Origin of the sequence: Nocardia sp. FBN12, from assembly GCF_050320175.1 — a bacterium.
GTDB lineage: Bacteria > Actinomycetota > Actinomycetes > Mycobacteriales > Mycobacteriaceae > Nocardia.
The window spans coordinates 801,271-825,698 of sequence record NZ_CP190048.1 but is presented as its reverse complement, the minus strand read 5'-3'; the positions used below and the strand labels follow the sequence as shown (position 1 = coordinate 825,698).

Sequence of the window (24,428 nt, the reverse complement as noted above, 5' to 3'; positions counted from 1 at the left end):
AACGCTCAGCGATTACCTTCGGGCCCCCAGCCCTGATCGCCGGGCTTGCCCAGATCGGGACCGTCGGGGTTGCCCGGGCCGCCCTGACCGGGGGAACCCGGCCCGCCGTAGCCCTGTCCACCTTCGGGACCGCCATAGCCGGGCCCACCGTAACCGGGCCCACCGTAACCGGGTCCGCCGTAGCCCTGTCCGCCTTCCGGGCCGCCGTAACCCGGCTGGCCGTATCCCGGCTGACCGTATCCCGGCTGACCGCCGTAGCCCGGCTGACCACCGAATCCCTCTGCGGGCCCGCCGTATTGCTGCGGGTACCCCGGATCAGCGACGGGTGCGGCCCCGACCACCGGTCCACCGACGATCACCCGGTAGGCGTAGGTGGAGGCGATGACCGACACCGGGATCGTCACCAGCAGTCCGAGCCCGCACAGCAGCGCACCGACGATATTGATGCCGAACAGCGCCAGTGCCAGCAACAGCAACGGCCCGGCATTACTCGAAATCGCCGAGAAACTCGACTTGATCGCGGTGATCGCGTCCTGATCGCGGTCGAGCACGAAGTTCATCGTGAACCAGGTGAAGAAGGCGATGATGATGCCCGGCAGAATGCACAACACGAAGCCGATGCCGGTGGCGATACCCACCAGGAAGCACGCCAGAATGACCGCTCCCACATTGGTGAACTTGAAGAAGTCACCGAATCCTGGTTTGCGACCGTCGGCTTCGTGAAGGGAGCCGCGCACGAGTGCCGCCGAGATCAGATACCCGATCACGGTGCTCACCACACTGCCGATGAATCCCCAGAGGCTGAACCCGAAGCTCAGCGCACCGTCGGCGTCGGTGTCGACGGAGCCCGACGATCCGAATACGAAACTGATCGCCACCTGGATGATCGCGGCGATCAGGATGATGCCGACCCACACCACCGCGTTGTTCTTGAATTTTTCCCAGCCGTAGCCGAGGGCGTCACCGACGCCGAGTTGCGGTCCCGGAGCGGGATATCCGGGTTGCTGCTGTCCATACGTCATTCGAATCGCGTCCCCTCATCGTCTGCGGCGACCGGGGCCGCCGTCGTGAGTTATTTCGATCCGACGTCACTGCGCACACGCCGACACTGCCGATCATGGCATATCGACAGTGCGGCGGACGGAGTACGAAACAGTTACCCGCCGATGGTGTCGCGCTTCGGGAGTTTCCACCCCGGGCGTGGAAAATGGCAGGTGTAGCCATCGGGGTAGCGAATCAGATAATCCTGGTGCTCGGGCTCGGCATCCCAGAACGTGCTCGCCGGGGTCACCTCGGTGACGACCTTGCCCGGCCACAGCCCGGAGGCGTCCACATCGGCGATGGTGTCGAGCGCGATGCGGCGCTGATCGTCGTCGAGATAGAAGATCGCCGAACGATAACTGTCACCGAGATCGTTGCCCTGGCGATCCTTGGTGGTCGGATCGTGGATCTGGAACAGGAACTCGAGCAGCGCGCGGTAGTCGGTCTGCGCCGGGTCGTATTCGATCTCGACGGCCTCGGCGTGGCCCGGATGATTCCGGTAGGTCGGGTTGTCGTTGGTCCCGCCGGTGTACCCGACCCTGGTGGCCAGCACGCCCGGCTGACGACGGATCAGATCCTGCATACCCCAGAAGCATCCACCGGCCAGAATCGCCTTACGAGTGTCGCTCACACGTCCTCCTTCATGAGGGCTCAACGGTCGCACAAATCGGCCACAACCGCCTCTATGGAACACCGGATTCAGCGCCGGAATTCCCGTCAGTATTGTTGCCGCCCGAGCGTTACCTCAGCAATGTCCACATGCACTTTCATGTCCGGCTAGCAGCAGGAGGAACACGGCGCGATGCCACGGTTTGTCATTACCCAGTGTTTGGCGATCGGATTGGCGGCAACAGCTCTGGTCGGGTCGGCGGTGGGCGGCGCGTGGGCGCACCCCGGCGCCGACGACACGATCGCGCAGGACGCGGCGCCCTGCGAAGAAGTACGACAGGCACGACAGAACGACCGGGGCATCCGCGCGGCCACCCCGGCGGCTGCGGGTCAGATCGACGCGGTGCTGATCACCGCGACGAACCGCACCCCGATCGCGGGCGGGAAAGTCGTCCTCACCGGCATCGACGCGTGCGGCGACAACATCCACCGGCACATGTCCACCGGCGCGAACGGCCAGGTGAGTTTTCGCGGACTGCAACCCGGCCGCTACCAGCTCACCGCCTACCGCAACGACTCGGCGACGAAGTCGGTGACCAAGGCCGATGTCGATCTGTCGACACCGTCGCTCAAAACGATCCAGTTCACCGTGGATTCGGCCGACTGATCCGCCTCGGGCCGGGCGTCACCGCCCGGCCCGAAACCTGTTGACCCCCAGCGCGGCCGCGTGTCGCGTGATAGAACTCACCCCAGAGTGAAGAGGGGTGGTTTCCGTATGGAACCGACAGCCGAACAGCGAGCCGCGCTGGGCATGATCTGCGATACGTTTCTCCCTGGCGACGGGCTCGACCTGCCCGCCGCGACCGAGATCGGCGCGGTCGATACGATCTTCCGGATCCTGGGCCGCAATCCACGCGAGGCCGAACAGAAACAGCTGGCGATGCTGTTGGGGCTGTGGGATTCTCGCGCGTTCGGCCTGCTCACCGGCAGCGGCCTGCGCCGGTTCTCCACGCTCTCGCAGGAGCAGCGCGAAGCCGCCCTGCTCCGCCTCGGCGATTCGGGCCTCACCCCCGTGCGGGCGATCTTCCAGGCACTCAAGCAGGCGTCACTACTCGCCTACAACGTGAGCCCCGGTCCCACCGGAACGAATCCGCTGTGGACGACGATCGGCTACCCGGCGCCGGCCGGCCGTCTCGAGACCGCCCCGAAGCCGCCGCTGTCGCCGCTGCGGTTCACCGAATCCACGGCGCTCGACTGCGATGTCGTGGTGGTCGGCTCCGGCGCCGGTGGTGGCGCGGCGGCGGCGGTGCTGGCCGAAGCAGGCCTCGACGTGATCGTGCTCGAACGCGGGAACTATTACGACGACCAGGATTTCGGCGGCGGCGAACTCGACGCGCTGACCAGCCTGTACGCACCCGGCCCCGCGGCATCGGCGGAGGGCCAGATCACCCTCGTCGCCGGTACCTGCCTCGGCGGCGGCACGGTGGTGAACTGGAGCACCTCGCTGCCGACCCCCGACCCGGTTCGCGCCGAATGGGCCGAGACCGGCGTGCCGCAGTTCGCCGAGGACGAGTTCAGCGACGCGCTGGCCGCGGTCGGGAAACGGATCGGCGTCACCGACGGAAAATCGCCGCTGTCGGCGCGCGACGGCATTCTCGAACGCGGCGCGCGGGCGCTGGGCTGGGATGTGGACACCCTGCCGCGCAATGTCAGCGACGCCTGCGATGCCGGGGTGGAGTGCGGGCGATGCGGTTACGGCTGCCGTCTCGGCGCCAAGCAGTCGGCGACCAAGACCTGGCTCGCCGACGCGGCCGAGCACGGCGCCCGCCTGGTGGTCGACGCCGACGTTCGCGCGATCACCGTGAAATCCGGTCGCGCCGAATCGGTTTCGGCCGTCACGGCCGACGGAGTGGAGATCACGGTGCGCGCCAAAGCGGTCGTGGTCGCCGCGGGCGCGATCCAGACGCCGGCGCTGTTGCGCCGATCCGGCCTGCGGAACAAGAACATCGGACAGCATCTGCGCCTGCATCCCGCCGCGGCGGTCTTCGGTGTGTTCGAAGACGAGATCCGGCCATGGGAAGGCGCGTTGCAGGGGCGCATCAGCAGGCACCACGCCGATCTCGACGGTAACGGCTACGGCGTGATCTACGAGACCGGCCCGATCCACCCCGGCCTGGCCACCGGCTTCATGAGCTGGCGCGGCGCGGCGCAACATCGCGCCACCATGCTCGATTTCGCCCGCACGAACTCGATCGGCATCATCACCCGCGACCGCGACCCCGGCAGCGTCTCGATCGACAAGTCCGGCGAACCGGTGGTGAAATACCAGCTGTCGGCCTACGACGCCGCGCACCTGCACACCGGCATCGTCGGCGCCGCCTCCATCCTGGAAGCCGCGGGCGCGCAACGGATCTACTCCGGGCACCAGGCGGGCATCTCCTTCGAACCCGGCACCCGCGGCTCGCTCGCCGAATTCGACGCGGCAGCCAAGAAGGCGGGCTACGGCCCCGGCCACTGCTCGCTGGGCGCCCTGCACATCATGGGCTCGGCCCGCATGGGCGGCTCGGCGGACGTCTCGGCCACCGATCCCGACGGCGCCACCTGGGACGTCCCCAACATCGTGGTCGCCGACGGCTCCACGTTCCCCACCGCGCCGGGTGTCAACCCGATGGTCACCATCGAGGCCATCGGCTATATGAACGCGAAACGACTCGCGGCCCGGCTGAGTTGAGACCGATGTCGTCGGCGCACCCGGATGGCCGCAACGGGTGCGCCGCTACGCTGGGCGACTGGGTGATGCGGTCCCCGATATGTAGCGGACACGTAATATGGTTGCTACACATGCGGTAGGTCCGCCAACGGCCGGACCAGCGCGAATTCGCGGAAAGGGCTGAGATGGACAAGGCGACGCAGTTGGTCGAATTCGAGACCATGCTCCTCGGCCGCCACAGCCTGCGATCGCGCCGTGGCGCCGACGCCATGGACCGCAGTGCCTACATCTTGCTCAGCCGGCTGCGGATGGGTGGCCTGATGTCGATCGGGGAGCTCAGTGCCGCACTGGGTTTGGATGCCTCGACCCTCAATCGGCAGACCGCGGCCATGATGCGGGCCGGCGTGGTCGAGCGCATTCCGGATCCCGAGGGCGGGATGGCGCGGAAGTTTCGGGTCACCGTCAAAGGTGAGCGCCGGTTGAATGCCGAACGGGCGCTGATCGTCAACGCACTGGATTCGATCCTCGCGGACTGGCCTGCCGAGGATGTCGCCGCATTCGTCGGCTACCTGCGACGATTCAACACCGATATCGAACGCCGGTCCGGCGAGTACTGGCCACGGCCGCTGGCGACGATGCCCGCGGATCACTAGCGGCACTGCGACCTACATCACGATTGCGCGCTGAACTCTGCGCGCGCAGCGATGTGTACTGTACACATGAAATGCAGCATGCATATCTTGTGCTCTGTACATAACTTTCTGATTGTCGAGAGGAGCGGTACGTGGGGATCTCAGCTGAGAGGGGCCGACCCGGAGTGGTCGTGGGCGTCCTCGCCTTCGGCGGCACTGTCGCCGCGATCACGCAGACGGCGGTCGTGCCGATCATCGGGGAACTTCCGGGACTGCTCGACACCAGCGCCGCCAATGCCTCCTGGGTGATCACGGTGACGCTGCTCGTGGGAGCGGTGTTCACCCCGGTCGCGGGCAAGCTCGGTGACCTGTACGGCAAACACCGCATGCTGCTGGTCTCCGGCGGATTCCTGATCGTGGGCGCCGCGGTGGCCGCCATGTCCAGCTCGCTGGTACCCATGCTGATCGGCCGCGGAATCCAGGGCATGGGTGTCGGCTTGATTCCGCTGGGAATCAGCCTGATGCGCGATGTGCTGCCCGCGGAGCGGCTGGGTTCCTCGATCGCGCTCATGAGCGCCTCGCTCGGCGTCGGTGGCGCGTTGGGTCTACCGGTGTCGGCCGCGGTCGCGCAATACGCGAGCTGGCGGGTGCTGTTCTGGGCCGCGGCGGCGCTCAGCGCGCTGGTGATGGTGCTCATCGTGACTCTGGTCCCGGCCGAGGCGAAGCGCGGTGACGCGGGCGGACGATTCGATTTCGTCGGCGCGGTGGGACTCGGCGCGGGGCTGGTATTCCTGCTTCTGCCGGTGTCGAAGGGCGCCGGGTGGGGCTGGACCAGCGCCACCACGCTCGGCCTGTTCGCCGCGTCGGCGATAACGCTGGTCGCATGGGGATGGTGGGAACTGCGCACCGCCGACCCGCTCGTCGATCTGCGCACCACGGCGCGACCGCAGGTACTGCTGACCAATGCCGCATCCGTCCTGGTCGGCTTCGCCATGTACGGCCAGGCGCTGATCGTGCCGCAGCTGATGCAGCTGCCGACCGCCACCGGCCACGGCATGGGACAAACCATGTTGAGCATGGGCCTGTGGATGGCGCCGGGCGGCCTGATGATGATGGCGTTGTCGCCTGCGGGCGCGAAACTCTCAGCCGCGCGCGGACCCAAGGTCACCCTCGCGGTCGGGGCGCTCGTCATCGCCATCGGCTACGGCTCTTCGGCCGTGCTGATGGGTTCGACCTGGGGCCTGATGACGATGGTCTGCATCACCAATGTCGGCGTCGGCCTGGCCTACGGCGCCATGCCCGCCCTGATCATGGGAGCGGTGCCGCTGTCGGAAACCGCCTCCGCCAACAGCATCAACACGCTGATGCGCTCGCTCGGTACCTCGGTGTCGGCCGCCGTCGTCGGAGTGGTGCTGGCCAATATGACGACCGACTTCGCCGGGCATGCCGTGCCCTCGGAGACCGGTTTCCATGTCGGGCTGCTGATCGGTGCCGCGGTGGCGCTCGTGGCGGCCGGGATCGCGTTGGCCATTCCGCGCCGATCGGCCGAGCCCATCGATCTCGATGCCGAACTCGCGACCCTGCCGACGCAGTCGGTGGCGAAGGCCTAGGACCGTTTGATCCCGGCGAGCACCGCCCGCAGGACATTCACGTCCGGGGCGGTGCTCAGCTGGTTTCGGGGTGCCCTGGCGAGGAGTGCGCCCTCGTCGATGAGGTCGCCGACGAGAACCTTCGTCGAGGTCAGTGGTAGGTGGAGATGGGCGGAGACCTCCGCGACCGACAGCGGGGAACGGCACAGGTCGACGATCGCGTCGTATTCGGGCCCGAGCAGGCGGGATCGGACACCGGAGCGCGCGGCGACGAGCAAGGTGGTGAGCTCGAGGTCGTGGCGCTGCGGTGTGGCGCGCCCGCCGGTGACGGCGTAGAGGCGGACCAGCGGGCCCGCCTCGTCCTCGTACCAGTGTTCGCGTTCGTCGCTCATGGCCGCGGCGCGACGGCCGGGAACTGGCCGGAGATCGCCGACTCGGGGTCGGCCGCCTCGGCCAGCGCGGTCGGGATCAGCACCACGACCCGGACACCGCCGTAGACCGATTCCGAGAGCCGCACCACGATGCCGTGCCTGCCCGCCAGCGTGGCGACGACGAACAGGCCGAGCCGTGAGGTACCCGACAGCGCGCCGACGCTGAACGCAGGCGGGTCGGCCAGCATCGCGTTGCGCTCGGCCGTATCGGTCTCCGACATACCCAGACCCTGGTCGGTGATCTCCACCGCGACCCCACGCCCGACCACGATCCCGGACACCACGACCTGGGTTTCGGGTGGGGAGAAGGCGGTGGCGTTGTCCATCAGCTCGGCGAGCAGGTGGATCACGTCGGCGACCGCGTGCCCAGCGATCCGCACCTGCGGCATCTGCTTGGCCACGATCCTGGTGTAGTCCAGGCTTTCCGCGATCGCGCCGCGCACCAGTTCGAGCAGCGGGACCGGCTTGCGCCACCGTCGACCCGGCTGTTCGCCGCCGAGGATGATGAGGTTCTCGGCATTGCGCCGGGCCCGGGTGGCCAGATGGTCGAGCTGGAAGAGCAGCTCGAGCTGATCGGCATTGCTCTCGTCGCGCTCGGCGCGGTCGAGCAGCGCGAGCTGGCGGTGTACCACCACCTGGCTGCGGTGCGCGATATCGACGAAGACGGTGTTGATCCCGGCCTTGGTCTCGGCCTCTGCGACGGCGGCCGACATCGCGGCGACGTGGGCGCGGTTGAACGCCGCGGCCACCTGGCCGAGCTCGTCGGTGCCGAAGTCGAGGCGCGAGGCCTCGGTCGTGGTATCGACGACCGCACCGGCCGCGACCCGGCGCATCACGTCGGGCAGACGCTCGTCGGCCAGTTCGAGGGTGTCGTGGCGCAGGCGGTGCATCCGCGCGATGAACCGATTCGCCATCACCAACGCGACGAGGAACGCGGCCACCGCGGCGAACGCGATCAGCGCGCCGCCGAGCAGCGCGCTTTCGGTGTCGCGTTCGCCCTGTTGCCTGGCGATCAGATGAGCGTCACCGCTCTGGTCTTCCCACAGTTTCTGCAACGCAAGGCCGACAGATCTCGACGCGTCCTGCCAGGCCGCCAGACTGATCGGAAGTTCTGTCTCCCCGTCCTTTTCCGATACCGGTCCGCGCAGGAGCATCGCGTCCTGCATCGCGATCACCTGCTGCCACTGCGGACTCGCGGTGATCTCCGAAAGCTGTGCCAGGCGGTGACCTTTCAGCACCGTCGCGGAATAGGCGGCCTCACCCCGGAACTCGCCGACCCGACGGCCGAAATCGACCACCTCGGCACTGGTCATCCGACCCGTGGTCAACGCGACCGAACCGAGGGTATCGGCCTGCGACAGCGCCTCGGCCGCCCGCAATTGGTCGACGGCATAACCCAATTCGATACCGACCTTCGCCTCCGGCGCGACCCGGGCCGCCAGCATCGACGCGGCGATGATCGTGCCGATCACCCCGGTGTAGAACTCGAAAACCTCACCGGCGGGAATCTGGGTGGCTTCGACGCCATTGCGGACGACCGGCACCATGGCGAAGAGTTTGTTGTACCCCTCGATATCCTCCCGGGAACCGTCGGGATTCAGCGCGCGAGCCGCGTCGCCTTTCGCGATCACCGCGGCGAGCGCCTCATCGGAGCGCTGCTTGGCAGTGACCAACGCGGGTGCTGACGACACGTCACCGGCCAATCGCAGCAGCGACAACCTGCGCTCTTCCTGGAATGCCGAAACCATGAGAATCGCGGGCGCGGTGGTGCTGCTCGCCAAGTCGGCCCATTCGGTGGAATCCCTGGCCGAATTCACCAGGTAAACAGCGCCGCCACCACCGACCACCACAAGCATGACGCTGGAGATGAGCACCATCGACAGCAATCGGATACGGACACTGACCCGGCCACGAACACCGGTACGCCTGATCTTCAATTCTGAATCTTTCCACTCCCCGGAACGCCCCGGCGCCCCGCTGCGCGCAGGTGCCGGTAATGGGCCACCCACCACGCGTGTCTCGCCGTGAGACTAACCGACTGCTTGACCGGGCGCGTGCTGTAGCCGAATGTCGAAACAGACGGTGTATCAGGCAAACTCGCAGCGTTCGGTGAGCCGCGCTAGGAGTGCGGTGCCGCTGCCCGCACGCGATGGTTCGACAGATGACTCAGCACCGCCTGATTCGCCTCCCACCCGTCGGGGAACTTCACCGGAACCCCGAGATGGACCGGGTCGGCGGAGGGGTGGGCGTCGAGGAGTTCGGGGATGCCCGCGCGGCCGACCAGGATGCAGGCGTGGCGGTGCCGGGAGGCCAGCACGCACAGCCGGCCTGCCTCCAGATGGAAGGCGCTGGCGTCGCGACGGCCCGAGAGCGGGTGCAGCACCAGGGTGACGTCGTATTCGCGGCCCTGGAGCCGGTTGGCGGTGTCGACGGTGACCGGTTCGGCGCAGGTGCCGCGCAGCGCGGTGCGGATGGCGTCGGCCTGGTCGCGGTGCGCGGTGCCGATCGCGACCCGGTCGGTGGTCACGGGGTGACTGCCGGATTCGGAATGCGCGGTGGCGCCGCGTTCGATCAGCCGCGCGGCGATCGCGGCGATCGCGGCCACGGCTTCACGGTCGGTGCGCAGGGTGTGCCGGGCGGGCAATTCGTACCAGCCCCAACCGGATTCGGCCGCCTCCTCCAGCACCTCGTCGATCGGGCCGCCCATGCCACGGGTCGTGAAATCCATTCGCCGGTCACCGAATCCGGTGCCGGACTGGAATTCGGTGAAGGGGTAGAACGCTGCCGAGACCACCGGTGCCGCGGTGGCGGGCAGTCGCCAGGACACGGGCAGGCGGTGGGTGGGGATGTTGTCGTTGTTGGCCAGCATCACGCTGACGGCGCTCATCGTCGGGTCCCAGGTGAGTCCGGCCCAGCGCGCGGTTTCGACGGTCGCGAACGGGTCGAGTTGCCCCGGGTCGCCCACGAACAGCCCCCGATCGAACCGATTCGCGATGCGCAACAACATGTCCGAGCGCATCTGGTACGCCTCGTCGATAATCGCGTGCGTCCAGGTGCCCTCGGTGATGGTGGCCCATTTGGCGGCGGTGCCGATCACGATGGCGCGATCCTCGAGGTCACCCGGCTGCTTGGCGACGCGCACAGTGCTGTGCCGGTCCACCCGGTCGCTCACCACGTAGGCCGCGCTGGAGAGCCGTCCGATCCGCAGCGCGGGGTCGGCGACGGCAAGGCGGTCGATGAGGTCGTCGACCTGCTCGTTGGTCTGGGCGACGATCATCCGCTGGTCGCCGTCCTCGGCGAGCTGGCGGGCCGCACGGACGACGAGGGTGGACTTGCCCGCGCCTGGTGGTGAGTCGACGACGATCGCGCGATGGCTTTCGTCACGTAGGTCGGTGAGGATTCCGGCGACTGCCGCGTCCGGGGTGGTCACTGGAGTTCTTCCCCCTCGTCGTCGGTGGGCGGCGTCCATTCCGGCGGCGGACCACCGTGGGTCCACGGAGTTTCCTCGCGCGCGGGCAGATTCAGCATTCCGTTGAACGGTGTCGGTTTGAAGCGGGCGAAACCGAGGTCCTCGCCTTCCTCGGGAACACTGCCCGGCTCGGCGACGAGTTTGCGCCCCATACCGCCGGACAGTTCGAGAACCACGCTGTCACCGTCGATGTCGACTACCAGCCCGGTCTGCTTCGGCCGTTCGACGCAGGTCAGTTCTTCACCGACCACCGCGACAAACGGATCGGTTGTTCGAATGTGGATGTGCGGGCGCAGTTTCGGCCGCGAACCCGACCGGTCGAGACGCTCCGGCTCGGCGTGTACGACGGTGCCACGGAAGGCCGCACCGCTGACGCGGTGTTCGAGCATGCGCAGCGGATCATCGAAAGCACACTGCGCCTGCAATGCCTCCAGAGCGCGTTCGCGCTCGAGCAGCCTGCGCACCGCCGGAACGGCGGAATCGCGGCGGGCCTGCGGAATCCCCTCCGCGACATCGGCGGCGAAGCGGGAGAACGCACCGCGATCGTCGGTCCATCGATTCTCGACGCTGGCACCTTCCGGCAGTGCGCGCAGCAGCTCGATCGAGCGCCACATCAGCTGCCAGGTGGGTTCGAGCTGACCGCGCAGCGAACGCTCCAGCCGTTCGGCCGCGACAGATCTGGCCGAGTCGTCGGGTGCGGCGTTGTAGGCGGCGATCAGCGGCGCCAGTTCTTCGTTGTCGAATCCGGGATCGGTGGCCGGGCCTGCGGGCGGTGACAGCAGCGGATCTTCCGCCAGGGCAGCGGCTTCCGCGCCGGTCAGCCCGGGTGGCGGATCGATCCAACCGAGCAGCGCGGTGAGATTGCCGTCTTCGAGGGTGGACTGACCCGATGCCCAATGCGACGACAGCACCGACGTCATCGCGGGCAGCACCGCCGACCCGGGGTGTTCGGCCCGATCACCGAACCAGGTGAGCCACCGCCCGAGCAGCGGAATCGACTCGGGCACCGGGTTGTCGCCGTCCACACGATGAAATCGCACCGAACGTCCCAGCAGTTTCAGGAAATTCACGCCGCCGGGATTGGGTGTCCACATCTGCGGCGCGTCGAGGCACCGGGTGTAGGTCTCGCCCGCTTTGCTGGTGAGCTCCTCGGTCTCGACGAGAAACATCGAAAGATAGGGCAGCACAACATCAGCCAGCTGTTCGATGAACCGCAACCGCAGCACTCGGTCGCGCGGCTGGGGCACCGTCAACACGTTCTGGTCGCCGACCGAGGTGCCGATCATGATCGCCACCGGCGCCGCCGCCTCCCCCGCCAGCCGCAACGGCACGGCGACCAGCGGCCGCTCGGCGAGGTGGAGGTGGCGCACCGCCGCGGTCGCCTGCGCACGCCCGGCCCGCACGGCCTCGGCCTTGGCCAGGGCCGCCAGCACGCTCATCCGGCGATCTCCCATCGCAGCCGGTGGGCGGTCCGCAGCATGGCGGTGATGTCGGCGTGTTCGGGGCCGGGTTCCAGTGTCCCGTCGGCCAGGCCGAGGACGGTGTGGATGTTGTCGATGCCGCCGACCACATCGCACACCCCGCGCCCGAGCGCGTCCACCGAACCACAGGTGCGGGCCTCGTCGCGGCAGGCGAACGCGAGCTCACAACTCGACATGCACTCGGGCGCGTAGCGAGCCGGGATGGCGGCGATCGTCTTCTCGAGGTTCTCCCCCGGCGCGAAGGTCGCCTCGGGTGGCAGCAGATCGAGCAGATCGGGAATCGCGGTGAGCCTGGTCAATTGACGCGAGACCGTGGCGAGTTGTTTGCGCAGATCCACCAGTTCGGCGGTCGGCCGGTTCGAGAAGTCCTTCGCGCAGACCAGAATCGCGTTGTGCGACACGATCTCCGGCGACTCGCCGATCTCGGCCATCAACTCGCGCAACGCGATCACATACACCGCGGACTGGCGCGCGGCGGCCGCCACCTGCGCCGGATCGGCCTGCCCGTCGATCACCGGGAACGCCTTGACCTCCACCACATGGAACTTGCCGTCCACTTGCACGGCCACCACATCGGGTTCGAGATAGGCGGTGGCACCGGCGATATCGAGCCGCAGCATGGGGTGATCGAACAGCGTGCCGTCGCCCGCCGTGATCGTGCTCTTCAGCAATTGCCTGGTGCGTTGATAGCGCACCGCGTTGCCGGTGTTCTCCCCCACCGAATTGAGGTCGTGGTAGGCGACTTCGGGAATGGTGAGGCCCAGCTTTTCGCGCAACAGGGCGAGCAATTCCGCGCAACCATTCGCCTTGACCATCGCCTCGAAAGCGTTGCCGCGGGTGATGGCGAATTGGGACTGACCGAATTGCGGTGGAAATCCGAGCGATTGGGCGATCACGGTTTTGTCCACCGCGGCCGCGTCGAGCAGGGCGCGGCGGGCACATCCGGGATTGGCCGTCAGCGCGGCGATGGTGCGGGCATTGTGTCTGGTGGCGGGGACTTCGCCCCGCAATTCGTCCAACTGTGTTGCGAGAGTGCTCATTTCACCTCGATTCGTCGCCGATCGGCTACGCCGAGCCGAACACCGAATAGTTGTGCGGCCGGATCCGCCAGCTGATCCGCGGCCCGGCGCGCGGCCGACGCACGCTGGGACGCGTCCTCGTCTTCGTGCACCGCCAGCTCCCGCCGGGCGGCCTCGATCACCTGCGCCGGGTCGAGCGAATCCGGGGCGGTGGAGATCCCGGGAATCGACACGGCGAGCCGCCACAGTACGCGCACACCGGACGTTTCCCGGGCAGGCTGCGCCGAAAGATGTTCCGCCAAGCGAATAGCCGACACCAGCAGCCCCACCCGCGGGCTCAACGGGCCGACCATCCGCCTTTCCAGTGGCCACGAACTCACGGCCATCAACCCGCGCGCGGGTGCGAGCAGATCCGTGGTGAGCGCCGCGCACAGGTAGTACGGGCGCGCGTACGGCGCCGCCCGGAAGGAGCGTTCCTCGTCGCGCCGCAGACTGGTCAGCCGGGCGGGCAGCAGCTCCCCGGAGAAGAACGCGTCATGTGTCGCGAGCACCAATTTCGGCGACGACGGCACCGACAACAACGTCAACGCGCGATGCACATGCTCACGCACCGGCACCCCTGGCGCCTCCGCGGCCTCATCCGGAATCGACCCGAGAACCGCCGCGTCCCACGCCGATTCGGCCTGACGCAACTGCGCCCGCAATTGCCGGGCCCCCGCCCGATCCCCACCGGCGGCCGCCCGTCGCACCTCGGCCCGCAAACCGGAGATGCGCACCTCCAGCTCCTCGGCCGAGTCCGTCACGAGTCGGAGCGTATCCACAGCTACCAGTATTGTCCAGTAAATCCCAGTATTTCCGGCAGCGCCGAACGGTAACCCCGCACACCCGTACACCCGGACTCATGATGCGAGCACCGATAGCGACCGAATAACCTGGGGCAATGACCGCAGTCGCAGATCGTTCCCTCGGACCAGAATTGGCGCGTACCGAAACCATCGCCCCCGACACCGACGTGCTGGTGATCGGGTTGACGTCGTCGGAGAACGGCCCCGCCATCGTCCCCGCCGACCTGTTCGGCGACGTGCTCACCGCCGAGGTTCGCGCGGAACTGCTGGACGCTCTCGGCTCGGTCGGCGCCAAGGGCAAGGCCGAGGAACTCACCAGGGTGCCCGCGCCGTCCGCCCTGGCCGACGTCACCAGCGTGCTCGCCGTCGGACTCGGCGCGGCCGAGAAGGTCGACGCCGAACAGGTGCGCCGCAGCGCCGGCGTCGCCGGGCGCGCGCTCAGTGGCACCGAACTCGTCGCCACCACCCTGTCCGGCATCGACCTCGGTGCCGCGGCCGAAGGCTTCTACCTCGGCGCGTACACCTTCTCCACCTTCAAGTCCAAGAGCGCGCCCAAGCCGGACGAGCGTCCCGTGGTCCGCCTCGAATTGCTGGTGCCCGAACCGGAGTTCGGCACCCTGGAACTACTGCGCGCACAGCTGGTGGCCGAAGCCATCGCCACCGCCCGCGATTTCGTCAACACCCCGCCCAGCGCGCTCTACCCCGCCGAGTTCGCCGACCGGGCCCGGGTACTCGCCGAGGGCGCGGGCCTCGAGGTCGAGGTGCTCGACGAGAACGCCCTCGCCGCGGCCGGGTACGGCGGCATCATCGGCGTCGGCCAGGGTTCCTCGCGGCCGCCGCGGCTGATCCGGATCAGCTACGCGGGCGGCCCGAAGAAGATCGCGCTCGTCGGCAAGGGCATCACCTTCGACACCGGCGGTATCTCGATCAAGCCCGCGGCCAACATGGAGAACATGACCTCGGACATGGCGGGCGCCGCGGCGGTCATCGCGACCGTGCTGCTGGCCGGGCGCCTCGGCCTGCCGGTCACCGTCACCGCGACCGTCCCGATGGCCGAGAACATGCCGTCGGCTACCGCCCAGCGGCCCGGCGACGTGCTCACCCAGTACGGCGGCACCACCGTCGAGGTCATCAACACCGACGCCGAGGGTCGCCTCATCCTGGCCGACGCCATCGTGCGCGCGGTCGAGGACGAGCCCGACTACCTGATCGACGTCGCGACCCTCACCGGCGCGCAGATGGTCGCGCTCGGCACCCGCACCCCTGGCGTGATGGGCACCGACGAATTCCGCGACCGTGTCGCCGCGATCTCGCGGTCGGTCGGCGAGAACGGCTGGGCCATGCCACTACCCGCCGAGCTGCGCGCCGATCTCAATTCCAAGGTCGCCGACCTGGCCAATGTGGCGCCGCACCGCTGGGGCGGCATGCTCTCGGCCGCGCTCTTCCTCAAAGACTTCGTGCCGGAGGGTGTGCAGTGGGCACACCTCGACGTCGCAGGTCCGGCCTACAACACCGGTGGACCGTTCGGCTACATCGGCAAGGGTGGCACGGGCGTTCCGGTGCGCACGCTGATCACCGTGATCGAGGAGATCGGCGCGGAGTAGTCACTCCTCCAGTTCGGCTTCGCGGGCCCGCCGCTGCTCGATGCGGCGGCGGGCATCGAAGTCGCGCATGCGTTGCGGATAGCCGGTGCGGTTGACGTCGTAGACCGGAATCTTCAGCGCACCCGCCAACCGGCGCGCACCCTTCTCACCGACGATGCGGCGGGTCCATTCGCCGTCCACGGCCACCAGCACTGCTGTGACATCGGTCACAGTTGTTTTGGGTTCGATGAACGCTTCGACGCCGCGCCGCGTCCGCGCCCAGTCCGCCAGGGCGCTCACCTCCGACGCGCTCTCGCGAGCGACTGACCTGCTCGCACCGCGCCCACCACGGAAACGATCCAGCAAACCCATCAGGCTCGACCTCCTACATTCCGGCGGAATTCTGCTCACCGCCGTACATTCCATGGTGCCAGCTTCGCCCGGATCGCCGCCCTGCGCCACACCCGCGACGGACGAGTGCAAGGATGGTTGCCGGAACAAGAACCAACGTTTCCCGGGTGCTTCGCCGAGACCGGCGGAGTGGACGAAAGCCGCGACCCGCGACGAATGTCCGCCGGGTACACACTGCAGAGGAGTCAGAGGACATGGCCTTCTCCGTCCAGATGCCAGCCCTTGGTGAGAGCGTCACCGAGGGCACGGTGACCAGGTGGCTGAAGCAGGAAGGGGACACGGTCGAGGTCGACGAACCGCTGCTCGAAGTCTCCACCGACAAAGTCGATACCGAGATCCCGTCGCCGACCGCGGGCGTGCTTTCCAAGATCGTCGCCCAGCAAGACGACATCGTCGAGGTCGGCGGTGAACTCGGCGTGATCAGCGACGCCGGCGAGGCCCCCGCCACCGCACCTGAACCGGCTGCCGCACCGGCCGCCGCCGAGCCGGCCCCCGCGCCCGAGCCCGAACCCGCCGCCCAGGCCCCCGCCGCCGAGGCACCTGCCCCGGCCGCCGCGCCTGCCGCGTCCGCCGCTTCCGGCACGCCCGTGAAGATGCCCGAACTGGGCGAGTCGGTCACCGAGGGCACCGTTACCCGCTGGCTCAAGGCCGTGGGTGACACCGTCGCCGTCGACGAGCCGCTGCTCGAGGTGTCCACCGACAAGGTCGACACCGAGATCCCCTCGCCGGTCGCGGGCACGCTGCTCGAGATCACGGCGCAGGAAGACGACGTCATCGATGTGGGTGGCCAGCTGGGTGTGATCGGTAGCGGTCAGCCCGCGGCTGCCGCGCCTGAGCCCGAGCCCGAGCCCGCCCCGGCACCGGCTCCCGCACCGGCCGCCGCTGCTCCCGCACCGGCACCCGCGCCGAAGCCCGCGCCGGCGCCGGCACCCAAGCCCGCTCCCGCGCCTGCCGCGTCCGCTCCTGCCCCGGCTTCGACTTCGGCCAACGGCAGCACCCCGTACGTGACTCCGCTGGTCCGCAAGCTGGCCGACGAGAACAACGTCGACCTGTCGTCCCTCACCGGTTCCGGTGTCGGCGGCCGCATCCGCAAGCAGGACGTGCTCGCCGCCGCCGAAGCCAAGAAGGCGCCCGCCGCCGCACCGGCTCCGGCCGCTGCCGCACCTGCGCCCGCGGCCAAGCAGTCCGCCGCCCCGAAGCTGGCCGCGCTCGTCGGCACCACGCAGAAGGCCAGCCGGATTCGCCAGATCACCGCGACCAAGACGCGCGAATCGCTGCAGAGCACCGCGCAGCTGACCCAGGTCCACGAGGCCGACGTCACCAAGATCGCGCATCTGCGTCAGCTCGCGAAGGCCTCGTTCAAGTCGCGCGAGGGCGTCAACCTGACGTACCTGCCGTTCTTCGCGAAGGCCGTCGTCGAGGCACTCGGTGTGCACCCGAACGTGAACGCGTCCTACAACGAGGACACCAAGGAGATCACCTACCACGCGTCGGTGCACCTCGGTATCGCGGTCGACACCGAACAGGGTCTGCTCTCGCCGGTCATCCACAACGCCAGCGACCTGTCGCTGGCCGGCCTGGCCCGCGCGATCGCCGACATCGCCAACCGCGCGCGCAACGGTGGACTCAAGCCCGACGAGCTGTCCGGTGGCACCTTCACCATCACCAATATCGGTAGCGAGGGCGCGCTCTTCGACACCCCGATCCTGCTCCCGCCGCAAGCGGGCATGCTCGGCACCGGCGCGATCATCAAGCGCCCGGTGGTGGTGACCGACGAGAACGGTGGCGAGTCCATCGGCGTGCGCTCGATGGTGTACCTGCCGCTCACCTACGATCACCGTCTCATCGACGGTGCCGACGCGGGCCGGTTCGTCTCCACCATCAAGCACCGGCTCGAGGATTCGGCGTTCGAGGCCGATCTCGGCCTGTAGCCGAGGAATTCGATGAAGGTGGTCATCGCCGGTTCGTCCGGCTTGATCGGGACGGCGCTCGTCGCGGCACTGCGCCGCGACGGGCACCAGGTCTCCCGTCTCGTGCGGCGCCCGGCCGCGGCACCGGACGAGTTCACGTGGGAACCCGCGCGCGCCCAGCTCGACGAGCGGGCGTTGCGCGGGACCGACGCGGTCGTGAACCTCTGTGGTGCCGGCATCGGCGATCATCGCTGGAACGGCAGCTACAAGCAGTTGCTGCGCGACAGCCGCATCACCCCCACCGACGTCCTGGCCACCGCGGTCGCCGCCGCGGGTGTGCCGACGCTGGTCAACGCCAGCGGCGCGCACTATTACGGCGTCGGCACCGGTGACGCCGTCGTCGACGAAACAGCACCTGCCGGAACAGGTTTCCTCGCCACGCTGTGCCGCGACTGGGAAGCCGCCACCGAACCGGCCACCGAAGCGGGCGTGCGCACCGTGCTGATCCGCAGCGCCGTGGTGCTGGCTCGCAACGGCGGCATGCTCAGCAAGCTGCACCCGCTGTACTGGCTCGGCCTCGGCGGGCGCCTCGGTAGCGGCCGCCAGTACTTCCCGTGGATCTCCCTCGACGACGAGGTCGGCGCCATCGTCTTCGCGCTCACCCACCCCGAGATCTCCGGCCCGCTCAACGCGGTCGGCCCCGCCCCCGTCACCAACGCGGAGTTCAACCGCGCCCTCGGCCGAGCCCTGCACCGGCCGACCCCCTTTATCGTCCCCGGTTTCGCCCTGCAAGCCCTGGTCGGCGAGCTGGCCGACTCGATCCTGCACGGACCACGCGCCATTCCCGCCGTACTCGAGGAATCCGGGTACACCTACCAGCACCCGACGATCGGCGCCGCGCTGGCCGCCGCCGTCGGCCGAGGCTGAGCCGATGCTGATCCGCGACGCCGACAAGGCCGACCTCCCCGCCGTCCTGGCCATCCACAACACCAACATCGCCGAGTCGACCGCGATCTGGGACACCGACGAAGTCGACCTCGACGACCGCCTCACCTGGTTCGCCACCCGCACCGACGCCGGGATGCCGATCCTGATCGCCGAGATCGACGGCGAGGTCGCCGGCTACGCCTCCTACGGCCAGTGGCGGCCCAAATCCGGCTACCGCTTCACCGTCGAGAACTCCGTCTACGTCGACAGCCGTTTCCAGCGCCGCGGCGTGGCCACCACCCTGCTCACCGCATTGATCACTCGCGCAACAGATTCCGGCCGCGTTCACGCGATGATCGCCGCCATCGAAGCCGGCAACAGCGCCTCGATCGTCCTGCACGAGCGCTTCGGCTTCCACACCGTCGGCGAGCTCCCCGAGGTCGGCCACAAATTCGGCCGCTGGATGGACCTGACCCTCATGCAGCGAAACTTCCCCATCGAACCGTGAATCGGCCCGGTCGCTGGGAATTCGCGGTGCGCGCCGATCGGCCTGTGCTCGCACCGAACCAGACGCTGTGGCCGGGCTGACCGACCGGCACCCCGGGGCGTAACGTCAGAGCTGTGAACGACACGCGCCCCACCGCGTCCGCTCGATTCGATACGACCCCGATCGTGGTCGAGAATCTCGGACTCATCGAATACAACGCCGCCTGGGAGCTACAACGGCAGATCGCCGATGAGCGCGCCGCGGGCGAAGGCACCGATCGGCTGCTCCTGCTCGAGCACCCGTCGGTCTACACCGCGGGTCGCCGCACCGAGTCCGAGGACCTGCCGATCGATGGCAGCCCGGTGGTGCAGGTCGACCGTGGCGGCAAGATCACCTGGCACGGTCCCGGCCAGCTGGTCGGCTATCCGATCATCCGCCTCGCCGAGCCCGTCGACGTCGTCCACTACGTCCGGCGCCTGGAGGAAGCTCTCATCCACGTCGTGTCCGGCCTGGGGATCGAGTGCGGTCGCATCGAAGGCCGCTCCGGTGTGTGGCTGCCCGCCACCGAACTGCTCGCCGAGCGCAAGGTCGCCGCGATCGGCGTGCGTGTGCAGCGCGGCGTCGCCTTGCACGGCATCTCCCTGAACTGCAATTCCGCCCTCGACGGCTTCCAGGCGATAGTGCCCTGCGGCATCAAGGACGCCGGTGTCACCACCCTGACCCGCGAACTCGGCCGCGAAGTCACCGTCGCCGAACTCGAGCCCCTCGTCGCCGCCGCGATTGTTGCCGCGCTCGACGGCGAAATTCCCGTTTCGCCCCATGACATTGATCGCACCACCGCGGCTGCGAACGCGCAGGCCCCGAGCGTAGAGTCGGTCCGGTGACTTCCGTCGACGCCTCTGCCCCCGCCGGACGCAAACTGCTGCGCATCGAAGCGCGCAACGCGGAGACACCGATCGAGCGCAAACCCAAGTGGATTCGCACGCGCGCCACGATGGGCCCCGAATACACCGAGCTCAAGAGCCTGGTGAAATCCGAAGGCCTGCACACCGTCTGTGAAGAAGCGGGTTGCCCCAACATCTTCGAGTGCTGGGAAGACCGCGAAGCCACATTTCTCATCGGCGGCGAGCAGTGCACCCGCCGCTGCGATTTCTGCCAGATCGACACCGGCAAGCCCGCCGCCCTCGACCGCGACGAGCCGCGCCGCGTCGCCGAGAGCGTCCAGTCGATGGGCCTGCGCTACTCGACGATCACCGGCGTCGCCCGCGACGACCTCGACGACGGCGGCGCCTGGCTCTACGCCGAAACCGTGCGCGCCATCAAGGCGATCAACCCCGCCACCGGCGTCGAACTGCTCATCCCCGACTTCAACGCCGACCCCGCCCAGCTCGCCGAGGTCTTCTCGTCGCGCCCCGAGGTCCTCGCACACAACCTGGAAACGGTGCCGCGCATCTTCAAGCGCATCCGCCCCGCCTTCCGCTACGAGCGTTCCCTCGCCGTGATCACCGCCGCCCGCGAGGCGGGTCTGGTCACCAAGTCCAACCTCATCCTCGGCATGGGCGAAACCCCCGAAGAGGTCACCGAGGCGATGCGCGACCTCCACGAGGCAGGCTGCGACATCCTCACCATCACCCAGTACCTGCGCCCCAGCCCGCGCCACCACCCGGTCGACCGCTGGGTGAAGCCGGAGGAATTCGTCGAGCATTCCCGGGTCGCCGAAGAGCTCGGCTTCGCCGGCGTCATGGCAGGCCCACTGGTTCGCTCCTCGTACCGGGCAGGCCGCCTCTACGCCCAGGCGATGGCCCACCACGGCCGTGAGATCCCCGAAGCCATGGCCCACCTGGCCAAGGAAGGCACCGCCTCCCAGGAAGCCAGCTCGGTCCTGGCCCGCTTCGGCAGCTGACCTAGACTAAGGGTCCCCTCATCCCCTCGGAAGGACCCATGTCGAAGTTCGAGAACGTCTCCGTCAGCAAGAAGGCCAACGTCTACTTCGACGGCAAGTGCGTCAGCTACAGCCTCGAGATGCCCGATGGCGCCGCGGTGTCGGTCGGCGTGATCCAGCCGTCGTCGCTGCGCTTCACCACCAGCGCGCCGGAGATCATGGAGCTGGTCGCGGGTGAGGCCAACGTGACGTTGGCCGGGATGACCGAGGCCATCACCTACCGTGCGGGCGAGTCGTTCAAGGTCCCCGGCGACAGCGCCTTCGACATCGAGGTCGTCGACACCATGCACTACGTCTGCTACTACGGCTGACGAACCGGAGCCGGGGCGACCAGCGCGGTCGCCCCGGTTCGCCGGATCTACTTCACCAGGAACTCGTCCTTGTACAGCCGGTTGGGCCGCGGGGCCGTGGCCTCGCTCAATTCCACCTGAAAGTCGCTCTCGCGCTTGTTCCTCGGCCGGTAGCTGCCACCGAAGGTGACCATCACCGAACCGCCGACACTGTTGGTGCCCCGCGCCGAGACCGTCTCCCGGCCCGCGTTGAACACCGTCGCCACATCGCGCCCGTCGTTGCCGACCGCGATCTGGCCGTCATGGAAGAACTGCACGAACGTCCCGTTATCCGCACCAACGGTCGCGGCGATCGTGTGACCCTTCTCCGGGTCGAGTTCGAATTCCGCATCGCACTGCTGACGCCGATCCACGGGCCCGGCCGTCCCGAGCGTGCGCCCGATCCCGAGCAACACAGTCTCGCCGAGGGCATTGTGCCGCTCGCAACCTTCTTCGGTCCACAGGTGGGTGGTCGACCAAACCTTCACGCGCCCGTCATCGAAAAGCGACACCCGGTCGTCGGTGCCGTTGCTGATCAGATATTTCGCACTGTTGGGGGCCATAACTCCATCTTCCTCGCTTTCGCGCGCCGAGATCACCCGTTCGGGTGAGCCGATCGCCCACCGCGCGCTGCACGCCAGGTCAAAAGCTTTTGTGCGGTACACCGACGGTCAGACCACCGTCCACCACGAACTCCGCGCCGGTCGAATACGAGGACTCGTCGGACGCCAGATACGCCACCAACGCCGACACCTCATCCGGCTCGGCCGCCCGCGCGAGCGGAATCTGCAAGAAGTCCGCCGGAATCCCCTCGGTCATCGGCGTGGAAATCAGCCCCGGGTGTACCGAATTCACCCGAATCCCCTGCGGCGCGAGCTCCAACGCCGCCGACTTGGTGAGCCCACGCACCGCGAATTTCGTCGCCGTGTACCCGTGCAAACCGGGACTCCCCCGCATCCCCTCGACCGAGGAGATGTTCACGATCGACCCGCCGCTCTTCATCGCGGGCACGGCGGCCTGCATCCCGAGAAACGTCCCGGTCAAATTGATATCGATGATCCGCTGCCACTCGTCCAACGCGAAGTCCACCAACAGATTCCCGTTGACGATCCCCGCATTGTTCACCAGCACATGCAGCCCACCGAACTCCTCGACCGCCGCCTCCACGATCTCCGCCCACTGCGCCGGCTCCCGGACATCGAGATGCCGATACACCACCGCATCCCCGAGTTCGGTTGCCACCGTGGCACCTTCGTCATCGAGCACATCCCCGATCACCACCGACGCACCCTCGGCGACAAACCGCCGAGCATGCGCCGCTCCCATCCCGCGCGCACCACCACTGATCACCGCGACCTTGCCGGCCAACCGTCCCATGTCCGCATACTCCTTCGTAGAAACCGAACCCCCTCACACCGTACGAGCACGAGCCATCCCGGCGGGCCACTTTCTAGAACAGGTTCCACTTGTGGTGAGAACGGGCGTGGACGCTTGGGCGCCCTTCGAGATGCGATAGCCGTCGAATCCGATCACTCAGGACAAGACCCGGACACCCGGTTCGTCCGCGACGCCCTCGCTGGGTTTCACGTCCCGACCGGGCAATGCGAGCGCCACCACCGCCCCGAGGAACGACAGCACCGCCCCCGCCGCGACCGCGGGCACGAACCCGTCCACGAACTCCGAGATCGACCCGTACCCACCGAACCCAGCGAAGATCGCGACCACGACGGCGATCCCGAACACCCCGCCGAGTTCGCGCATCATGCTGTTGGCTCCCGCCGCCTTACCGATCGCCCCGTGCTCGACCGCACCCACTACCGCACTCTGCGCGGTCGGAATCGCCATCGACACACCCACTCCCGCCACCACCAGCGGCACAATCATCGCGGGATAGGACATTCCAGGTTCCACGATGAGCGCGATCCAGCCCAAACCCACCGCCTGCAGCGTCAGCCCCACGGTCATCAACGGCCGCTCCCCCACCCGATCCGCCAGCGCTCCGGCCAGCGGCGCGCAGAAGAACAGCGTCAGCGTCCACGGCAGCAGCCGCAGCCCCGCGCCCAGCGGCCCGTAGTGGAATACCAGCTGCATGAACTGCGCGAAGAAGAACACCGCGCCGAACAACGCCGCGAAGGTCAGGAAGATCGCGACATTCCCCGCCGCGAACCCCCGCGAGGTGAACATGCGAACCGGGAACATCGGTGTGCGCGTGCGGGATTCCCACACCGCGAACAGAATCAGCGCCAGGATCCCGCCGCCGAGCGTCACCACGATCTCCGGATCCGGCCACCCCGCGATATTGCCGCGCACCAGCCCCCACACCACACCCAGCGCACCACCGGTCACCAACGCCAGCCCGATCCCGTCGAACGCCGTGTCCGAGCCGAAGCTCTCCGGAATCCGAGCCAGCACCAGCGGAATCGCCACCAGCCCGATCGGCACGTTCACCCAGAAGATCCAGTGCCACGACAGCCCCTCCGCGATCGCCCCGCCCACCAGCGGCCCACACGCGACCGCCAACCCGGTCACACCCTCGAGCACCCCGATCGCCACCCCGCGCCGCGCCGCCGGATAGGCGGCCGAAACCAGCGCCAACGCCAAACTCATGATCAACGCCGCGCCCACACCCTGCACGACCCTGGCCGCGATCAGCGCCTCGACCGAGCCCGCCATCGCGCATGCGGCCGAGCCCGCGACGAAGATCGCGAGCCCGAGCGCGAACATCCGCTGCCGACCGAACCGGTCACCGAGCACCGCCGCCGGGATCAGCAGCACCGCGAAGCTCAAGTTGTAGCCGTTCACCGTCCATTCCAGCATTTCCAGCGACGCCCCGAGATCGTCGCGAATCGTGCCGAGGGCGGTCGAGACAACCAGGGTGTCCAGCGCCGCCATCATCGAGGCGACCGCGGCCAGGGCGAGCACCCAGCGCCGCGTACCTTTCGAAACTGTCGGTGTATCCACGAGGCTTCCTTCCGATAGATCGAGCCTGCACACATACAGACCGACCACCCGG

At 68.1% G+C, this 24,428-nt stretch carries 23 protein-coding genes; 11 read left to right on the top strand and 12 right to left on the bottom strand.

The window, feature by feature from the left end; translation table 11 throughout:
• Nucleotides 1-5: 5 nt before the first annotated feature.
• Together ACQHI0_RS04220 and msrA are read right to left on the bottom strand one after the other, a co-directional pair.
• Nucleotides 6-1,022, bottom strand: a complete 1,017-nt coding sequence (locus ACQHI0_RS04220) for a hypothetical protein (protein ID WP_427906614.1) — start codon at nucleotides 1,020-1,022, stop codon at nucleotides 6-8.
• A gap of 134 nt (nucleotides 1,023-1,156) precedes the next feature.
• The gene (gene msrA / locus ACQHI0_RS04215; RefSeq protein WP_427906613.1) at nucleotides 1,157-1,672 is read right to left on the bottom strand and encodes a peptide-methionine (S)-S-oxide reductase MsrA; all 516 of its coding nucleotides are present in this window, start codon (nucleotides 1,670-1,672) and stop codon (nucleotides 1,157-1,159) included.
• A 171-nt stretch (nucleotides 1,673-1,843) separates the two neighbouring features.
• Here msrA and ACQHI0_RS04210 point away from each other — a divergent pair, with 171 nt between their 5' ends.
• The 4 genes from ACQHI0_RS04210 to ACQHI0_RS04195 all read left to right on the top strand — a co-directional run bounded on the left by ACQHI0_RS04210 (nucleotide 1,844) and on the right by ACQHI0_RS04195 (nucleotide 6,602).
• Entirely contained in the window at nucleotides 1,844-2,317 is a 474-nt protein-coding gene (locus ACQHI0_RS04210; protein WP_427906612.1) for a carboxypeptidase-like regulatory domain-containing protein, read from the top strand.
• Nucleotides 2,318-2,425: 108 nt separating this feature from the next.
• Nucleotides 2,426-4,381, top strand: a complete 1,956-nt coding sequence (locus ACQHI0_RS04205; protein WP_427906611.1) for a GMC family oxidoreductase — start codon at nucleotides 2,426-2,428, stop codon at nucleotides 4,379-4,381.
• Between the two features lie 164 nt (nucleotides 4,382-4,545).
• Entirely contained in the window at nucleotides 4,546-5,013 is a 468-nt protein-coding gene (locus tag ACQHI0_RS04200) for a MarR family winged helix-turn-helix transcriptional regulator (protein WP_427906610.1), read from the top strand.
• A 131-nt stretch (nucleotides 5,014-5,144) separates the two neighbouring features.
• Nucleotides 5,145-6,602, top strand: a complete 1,458-nt coding sequence (locus ACQHI0_RS04195) for an MFS transporter (protein ID WP_427906609.1) — start codon at nucleotides 5,145-5,147, stop codon at nucleotides 6,600-6,602.
• Here the strand turns inward: ACQHI0_RS04195 and ACQHI0_RS04190 are convergent.
• The 6 genes from ACQHI0_RS04190 to ACQHI0_RS04165 form a co-directional block, all read right to left on the bottom strand.
• A complete protein-coding gene (locus ACQHI0_RS04190; RefSeq protein ID WP_427906608.1) occupies nucleotides 6,599-6,973 on the bottom strand; it encodes a DUF742 domain-containing protein in 375 nt (124 codons plus the stop codon). The genes ACQHI0_RS04195 and ACQHI0_RS04190 overlap by 4 nt on opposite strands.
• Entirely contained in the window at nucleotides 6,970-8,949 is a 1,980-nt protein-coding gene (locus ACQHI0_RS04185; protein ID WP_427906607.1) for a sensor histidine kinase, read from the bottom strand. The genes ACQHI0_RS04190 and ACQHI0_RS04185 overlap by 4 nt, the downstream gene beginning before the upstream one ends.
• Before the next feature lie 182 nt (nucleotides 8,950-9,131).
• Nucleotides 9,132-10,442: an AAA domain-containing protein gene (locus ACQHI0_RS04180; protein ID WP_427906606.1), complete on the bottom strand. Its 1,311-nt coding sequence runs from the start codon at nucleotides 10,440-10,442 to the stop codon at nucleotides 9,132-9,134.
• Nucleotides 10,439-11,920 carry a hypothetical protein gene (locus ACQHI0_RS04175; protein ID WP_427906605.1) on the bottom strand — a complete coding sequence of 494 codons (1,482 nt, stop codon included), beginning with the start codon at nucleotides 11,918-11,920 and terminating at the stop codon, nucleotides 10,439-10,441. Before ACQHI0_RS04175 ends, ACQHI0_RS04180 begins: the two co-directional genes overlap by 4 nt.
• Nucleotides 11,917-13,002 carry a hypothetical protein gene (locus tag ACQHI0_RS04170; RefSeq protein ID WP_427906604.1) on the bottom strand — a complete coding sequence of 362 codons (1,086 nt, stop codon included), beginning with the start codon at nucleotides 13,000-13,002 and terminating at the stop codon, nucleotides 11,917-11,919. The genes ACQHI0_RS04175 and ACQHI0_RS04170 overlap by 4 nt, the downstream gene beginning before the upstream one ends.
• Nucleotides 12,999-13,784 carry a hypothetical protein gene (locus ACQHI0_RS04165; RefSeq protein ID WP_427906603.1) on the bottom strand — a complete coding sequence of 262 codons (786 nt, stop codon included), beginning with the start codon at nucleotides 13,782-13,784 and terminating at the stop codon, nucleotides 12,999-13,001. The genes ACQHI0_RS04170 and ACQHI0_RS04165 overlap by 4 nt, the downstream gene beginning before the upstream one ends.
• 137 nt (nucleotides 13,785-13,921) lie before the next feature.
• Here ACQHI0_RS04165 and ACQHI0_RS04160 point away from each other — a divergent pair, with 137 nt between their 5' ends.
• Nucleotides 13,922-15,430, top strand: a complete 1,509-nt coding sequence (locus ACQHI0_RS04160; protein ID WP_427906602.1) for a leucyl aminopeptidase — start codon at nucleotides 13,922-13,924, stop codon at nucleotides 15,428-15,430.
• On the opposite strand, the gene ACQHI0_RS04155 is transcribed toward ACQHI0_RS04160, so the two are convergent.
• Complete coding sequence (locus ACQHI0_RS04155; RefSeq protein WP_427906601.1) at nucleotides 15,431-15,781, bottom strand: oxidoreductase; 351 nt, start codon at nucleotides 15,779-15,781, stop codon at nucleotides 15,431-15,433.
• Between the two features lie 233 nt (nucleotides 15,782-16,014).
• Between ACQHI0_RS04155 and sucB the strand changes: the two genes are divergently transcribed.
• From sucB to ACQHI0_RS04125, 6 genes are all read left to right on the top strand, one after another.
• On the top strand, nucleotides 16,015-17,751 hold the full coding sequence (gene sucB, locus ACQHI0_RS04150; RefSeq protein ID WP_427906600.1) for a 2-oxoglutarate dehydrogenase, E2 component, dihydrolipoamide succinyltransferase: 1,737 nt from the start codon (nucleotides 16,015-16,017) through the stop codon (nucleotides 17,749-17,751).
• A 12-nt stretch (nucleotides 17,752-17,763) separates the two neighbouring features.
• Nucleotides 17,764-18,657 carry a TIGR01777 family oxidoreductase gene (locus ACQHI0_RS04145; protein ID WP_427906599.1) on the top strand — a complete coding sequence of 298 codons (894 nt, stop codon included), beginning with the start codon at nucleotides 17,764-17,766 and terminating at the stop codon, nucleotides 18,655-18,657.
• A gap of 4 nt (nucleotides 18,658-18,661) precedes the next feature.
• Complete coding sequence (locus ACQHI0_RS04140; protein WP_427906598.1) at nucleotides 18,662-19,165, top strand: N-acetyltransferase family protein; 504 nt, start codon at nucleotides 18,662-18,664, stop codon at nucleotides 19,163-19,165.
• Nucleotides 19,166-19,278: 113 nt separating this feature from the next.
• Entirely contained in the window at nucleotides 19,279-20,028 is a 750-nt protein-coding gene (gene lipB, locus ACQHI0_RS04135) for a lipoyl(octanoyl) transferase LipB (protein WP_427906597.1), read from the top strand.
• The gene (gene lipA, locus ACQHI0_RS04130; protein WP_427906596.1) at nucleotides 20,025-21,047 is read left to right on the top strand and encodes a lipoyl synthase; all 1,023 of its coding nucleotides are present in this window, start codon (nucleotides 20,025-20,027) and stop codon (nucleotides 21,045-21,047) included. Before lipB ends, lipA begins: the two co-directional genes overlap by 4 nt.
• Nucleotides 21,048-21,085: 38 nt before the next feature.
• On the top strand, nucleotides 21,086-21,397 hold the full coding sequence (locus ACQHI0_RS04125) for a pyrimidine/purine nucleoside phosphorylase (RefSeq protein ID WP_427906595.1): 312 nt from the start codon (nucleotides 21,086-21,088) through the stop codon (nucleotides 21,395-21,397).
• A gap of 47 nt (nucleotides 21,398-21,444) precedes the next feature.
• Here ACQHI0_RS04125 and ACQHI0_RS04120 read toward each other — a convergent pair whose 3' ends face one another.
• The 3 genes from ACQHI0_RS04120 to ACQHI0_RS04110 form a co-directional block, all read right to left on the bottom strand.
• On the bottom strand, nucleotides 21,445-21,978 hold the full coding sequence (locus ACQHI0_RS04120; RefSeq protein ID WP_427906594.1) for a hypothetical protein: 534 nt from the start codon (nucleotides 21,976-21,978) through the stop codon (nucleotides 21,445-21,447).
• 79 nt (nucleotides 21,979-22,057) lie between these two features.
• Nucleotides 22,058-22,792 carry a glucose 1-dehydrogenase gene (locus ACQHI0_RS04115; RefSeq protein WP_427906593.1) on the bottom strand — a complete coding sequence of 245 codons (735 nt, stop codon included), beginning with the start codon at nucleotides 22,790-22,792 and terminating at the stop codon, nucleotides 22,058-22,060.
• A 156-nt stretch (nucleotides 22,793-22,948) separates the two neighbouring features.
• Nucleotides 22,949-24,376: a DHA2 family efflux MFS transporter permease subunit gene (locus ACQHI0_RS04110; RefSeq protein ID WP_427906592.1), complete on the bottom strand. Its 1,428-nt coding sequence runs from the start codon at nucleotides 24,374-24,376 to the stop codon at nucleotides 22,949-22,951.
• Between the last annotated feature and the right edge of the window lie 52 nt (nucleotides 24,377-24,428).